The organism is Syntrophomonas sp., assembly GCF_028707975.1.
Taxonomy (GTDB): Bacteria; Bacillota; Syntrophomonadia; order Syntrophomonadales; family Syntrophomonadaceae; genus Syntrophomonas.
Window position 1 is genome coordinate 56504 of sequence record NZ_JAQVZX010000003.1, and the last position, 4796, is coordinate 61299.

Below are 4796 nucleotides of genomic sequence, written 5' to 3' on the forward strand. Positions count from 1 at the left end.
TCGGGCACTACTGATGCTCCCTGCGGTCGCTATTAAGGTTGCACCCTTCGGGCACTACTGATGCTCCCTGCGGTCGCTATTAAGGTTGCGGGCATGGGGGGTTAGTATATTTGATAGCCGGTTAAAATTACATATCCCTATTTTATTATAACTATATTTACTACCCATTTTATAATTATATTGAGAAAAAAATAATTATTTTGCAAAATCCTCATATTGCTCTTTTTGCTTAAATAATAAAATAAGTTAATTTGATGCGAAGAACGCAGACCTTGTGGTTGCTATTTAGGATGCGGGCTGGGGGGTTAGTAGATATTACTCACCTTCTATATATATTAATCTAAACCTTTTTCCCAGCGCATGGACGAATATTGCAAATTTTTTAAAAATTCAGGATAATAGTATTGACAAATCCCGCTCGTTCTTCATACAATGAAAGCACTAAGAATATCTTATAGAGATAGACAAAGTAGCTGATTTGGCTACCAAGGTTTTAAGAACCGTTTTCCCTTGCAGGGGCTAAGGATCGGAATCTAAGGAGGAGTTTATTTCTATGTATATTTCACCTACAAAAAAAGGCATGCTGGAGTAATTTAATTAAGGAGTTGCCAGCAACCTGCCTTTTAATTCTTTCATATCGATATGAATAATAACCCATTCCATTTTTCTTTCTCAAACAGCAATTCAACTTTATAACTATCACCAGCTTTTAAGCAGTATAAATACTCTATACCCAATCATCATTTTTCATCGGCTTCAAGGCGAAGGCTTACCTTCAAAACCTTAGAGCAAATTCTTCCCAAGGAGGTGATTTTCTAGGGTACTTTCCTTTTGAGGAATATAAAGCCAAGTATCTACATTATAAAAAAGGAGGAGTTTTTAATGTCAGGAAATGGTGGTTGGGCAAATCCGGCACCGGCAGGGTTAGTAGCTCTGGCGATAGCATGTTTTGTTTTTTATGCGGTGCTCTCAGGAACTGTTGATCACAGTTGTATCCCCCTGATGGGGATTTGGTTGCTAGGTGGATTTGCGGTTCAGTTTACAGTTGCCATAATCGAGTTAAGAGAGGGAGCCACTACCGGTGGTAACGTGTTCTTGTTTTTCTCGGCCTTTTTCATGCTGGTAGGCGGCTTAGAGTTTATCCTCAAGTATTTCGCAGCTGTGAACGGTTGGGCTATGGATGCTCATATTGACGGCTGGGCCTGGATGGTTCTTTGGCTCACCCTTATTTTATGGACCCCGGCCTATCTTAAGCAATCTCCTTTGGTAATGAGCCTGATAGTGTTGCTACTGGATGTAGCTGTATTCTTTGTTGCTTTTATGGACATTGGATGGCTATCCCATTCTTATGGTCCTATAGCAGCAAACTTCCTGCTGGCAGGTGGACTTTTAGCCATCTATCTTGCCGCAGGTATAGTACTCAATACCGCTTTCGGTAGAGCAGTACTGCCAATGCCTGGACCCATTTTAAAATAATTTATTAAGCGCAGAATGCTTTAAAAATAATTGGTATAATAGTGAAAATTATTCCTCGAAATCACCTGCAATTTGCTGGTGGTTTCTTTTTGGGGTAAAATCTTCTTTGAGCATCGGAAGAAGCTGCGGAGTAGTTTCGATACACGTTGCAATAAGGCGGGGGATTAGAACCCGCCGCCTGTTTTGTTAATAGGAACCCGACCGCTTAAAGAAGCGGGGGACATATTTCACCTCGTTATTAGTTCCTGCGAGCCAGTTTATGAACGGCTTTTACTACTGCTTCTATTTCCTCTTTGGTATTAAAAAAGCCGGGGCTAAAACGACACGCACCGTTGTGAATGGTTCCCAAGGTAGCATGTGCCAGGGGTGCACAGTGCAGACCGGAACGGGTTATAACCCCATATTCATAGTCCAGGGTCATACTCAACTCACCACAATCCATTCCTGCTATATTAAAGGCTAAAACAGCTGTTCGCTTGTTAATGTCATCAGGTCCGTACAATGATATTCCCGGTATCTCTTTAAGGCCATCAATTAGCAACTGAGTAAGTTCCTGTTCATGTTTACGGATATTTTTCATTCCAATTTCCCTAATAAAATTAATCCCTGCTAGGAGACCCGCTATGCCTGGAGTGTTGAGGGTACCACTTTCCAAGTGATCCGGCATAAAATCCGGATGTTCCAGGTATTCGGAAAATGATCCGGTTCCGCCCTCTTTGAGTGGCTTGATATCAATGCCAGGTCTTAGATATATTCCTCCTGTCCCTTGCGGCCCCAATAACCCTTTGTGGCCGGTAAAGGCCAGCAGATCAATTTTGAATTCCTCTACATCAATTCTTAGTACTCCCGCCGTCTGCGCCGTATCGAGCATGAATAAAATTCCGTTTTCCCGAGCTATTTGCCCAATAGCCTTGACTGGCATCACTGTACCCGTAAGGTTAGATGCATGTAAAACGCAAATCATACGGGTTTGGGGCTTGATCGCCCGGCGTAGCTCTTCCGGATCCAGGCTGCCGTCAGGTTCACAATTTACTGCCGTCCATTCCACACCCTCCTGAGACATTCGGAAGAGGGGACGAGCCACCGCGTTATGCTCCATACTGGTGGTAATTACATGATCGCCGGGTTTCAATATACCCTTCAGCCCTATATTAAGCGCTTCAGTAACATTGGAGCAAAAAGCAATTTGAGCACTATCCTGAATATTAAATAAAGCGGCCAGGGCCTCCCGAGCATCAAGCAAAAGCGAACCAGCCTTGAGCGCTTCTCGGCTGCTGCCGCGTCCCGGGTTACCACCCAGGTTACGCTGACAAAAGTCTACCGCTCTATAAACACTCTCTGGTTTGGGGAAAGAGGTAGCCGCATTGTCCAAATATATGGATTTCATTAAAAACACTCCTCGTTTATTTCAGCCAGGACGAGCAGGTAATAGCTAATTTTAATCGCTATAACTATAGCACATGCTGAGGAATGTTTGAAATGAATATTTGTTATAGTTAAAAGACTGAGTAAAGATTCCCCTTAATATTCTCTTCCGCCTCGTTTAAAACCCTTTCCAAAAACCTCAATGGTCTCATTTATGATTAGAAAGGCCTGGGAATCGATCTGAAATACGATTTCCTTCAACCGGGGGAGTTGTGTTTTACCCACTGTAGTAATAATTATTTTTTCCTCTTTACTGGAATAGGCGCCTGTCCCGCTCAAATAAGTACAGCCCCGCTGCAAATTATGCAGTATGCCATGGGCGATTTCTTCATGCTGCTCAGAAATGATCATAGCAGTCCGGCTAACATTAAGTCCGGACTCTACCAGATCCACCATTCTAGACGAAATATAGATACCAATCACCGAGAAAAGAGCCAGTTCCAAACTGGATAATAGAAGAAAAAGCGAAATCACCAGCAGGTTGGCAACAAAAAAGGTCTGTCCGATATTATAACCCCAGTAGCGCTTGATAATTACAGCAATAATATCAAGGCCTCCGGAAGAGCCTTTACTATGAAATATAATTCCAGTACCTATTCCGCCCATAGCTCCGCCAAAAATTGCGGCCAAAATAGTTTCTTCTATACCCAGGTTGAAAGGTTTAAGCAAAGCCAAAAAAGCAGTAAGGGCAAAGGTACCGATTAAACTGTAAATGGCAAAACGGTGGCTGACCAGGCGATACCCGGCAATAAATATGGGTATATTAAGAAGCATATACCATAACCAAACCTCAAGCGAGGTAAGATAGTTCAGGATAATGGCTATCCCTGTAACTCCACCAGTCAAGAGCTGGGCCGGAATCAGTATTCCCTGTATGGCAGCAGCCAGGATGAAACAACCCAGCAAAATCCCGCCAATATCTTTTAATGTTACCGGTTCCTCAGCTTGACTCTTAGTTTTTAAACTAAATTTATTTAAAATCATTGAATTACCTCCCTGGTTTAATCTATTTTTCCCCAGGAGAACTCTTTAAATTAAGCATCATCACTGAAAAAGCTAATTTTGTGATTTTGTTCGATAATACTAGGGTAATTCGGAAGAACCTGCTTAAGCAGTTTTAACACAGCGCTACAACGAGGCGGAGGATTAGAACCCGCCGTCTGTTTTGTTAATAGGAACCCAAACCGTTTAAAGAAGCGGGGAATATATTTCACCTCGTTATAAAATCCTCAACAAAAAGCCATACTATTTAAGGAATTATGGAGCGGTCCATCTTAAAAATTAGATTACAATACTAAATCTCAAAAATTTAAGCCCCATTTTGCATAATAAATCAGGGTAATATTTGGGGAAAGCTTAAGCATAGAATTAATGTCAGGAGTAAATGGAGGTTTCCTATGATAGCAGTAGTTTTGGCCGGAGGGAAGGGCCTCCGCTTGTGGCCGGAGAGCAGGCAAACACGACCCAAACAATTGTGTAAATTTGTTGATGGTAAAACCATGCTGGATCATACCATTGATCGACTGATGACAGCAGGTTCCAGCCGGGTAATCATTATTACCAATGATAGCCTTCTGCCTGGTATCAATGAATTGGTACAGCAGCGTGGTGATAAAGAAAAGATTGAAATCTTAAGTGAACCAGAAGGAAGAAACACTGCTCCCGCGGTTGGTCTGGTTTTAACCCGCTATTTTGGAGAAGGCGAAGACGAGATACTAGGCTTTTTCCCGGCCGATCATCATGTTTCGGATACTGAAGCATTTGTCGCCAGCGTCCAGCGAGCTTGTATGGCCGCCCAAAATGGTCACCTGGCCACCATAGGCATTTCCCCCAGCCGTCCGGAAACCGGTTATGGTTACATAGAGAAAACCAAGTGGGAAATAGGCGAAATCCCC

4 protein-coding genes are annotated in these 4796 nt (G+C 42.7%); 2 read left to right on the plus strand and 2 right to left on the minus strand.

Features of this window, described 5'->3' with window-relative positions; translation table 11 throughout:
- Positions 1 to 882: 882 nt before the first annotated feature.
- Positions 883 to 1476: a GPR1/FUN34/YaaH family transporter gene (locus PHP87_RS01015; protein ID WP_299917383.1), complete on the plus strand. Its 594-nt coding sequence runs from the start codon at positions 883 to 885 to the stop codon at positions 1474 to 1476.
- Positions 1477 to 1714: 238 nt separating this feature from the next.
- Here the strand turns inward: PHP87_RS01015 and PHP87_RS01020 are convergent, their stop codons facing one another.
- Both PHP87_RS01020 and PHP87_RS01025 read right to left on the minus strand, forming a co-directional pair.
- A complete protein-coding gene (locus PHP87_RS01020) occupies positions 1715 to 2863 on the minus strand; it encodes an aminotransferase class V-fold PLP-dependent enzyme (RefSeq protein WP_299917385.1) in 1149 nt (382 codons plus the stop codon).
- 134 nt (positions 2864 to 2997) lie between these two features.
- Positions 2998 to 3885: a YitT family protein gene (locus PHP87_RS01025; RefSeq protein WP_299917388.1), complete on the minus strand. Its 888-nt coding sequence runs from the start codon at positions 3883 to 3885 to the stop codon at positions 2998 to 3000.
- 413 nt (positions 3886 to 4298) lie between these two features.
- Between PHP87_RS01025 and PHP87_RS01030 the strand changes: the two genes are divergently transcribed.
- Positions 4299 to 4796, plus strand: a 498-nt coding sequence (locus PHP87_RS01030) for a sugar phosphate nucleotidyltransferase (protein ID WP_299917390.1), incomplete at its 3' end; no start/stop codon positions are given.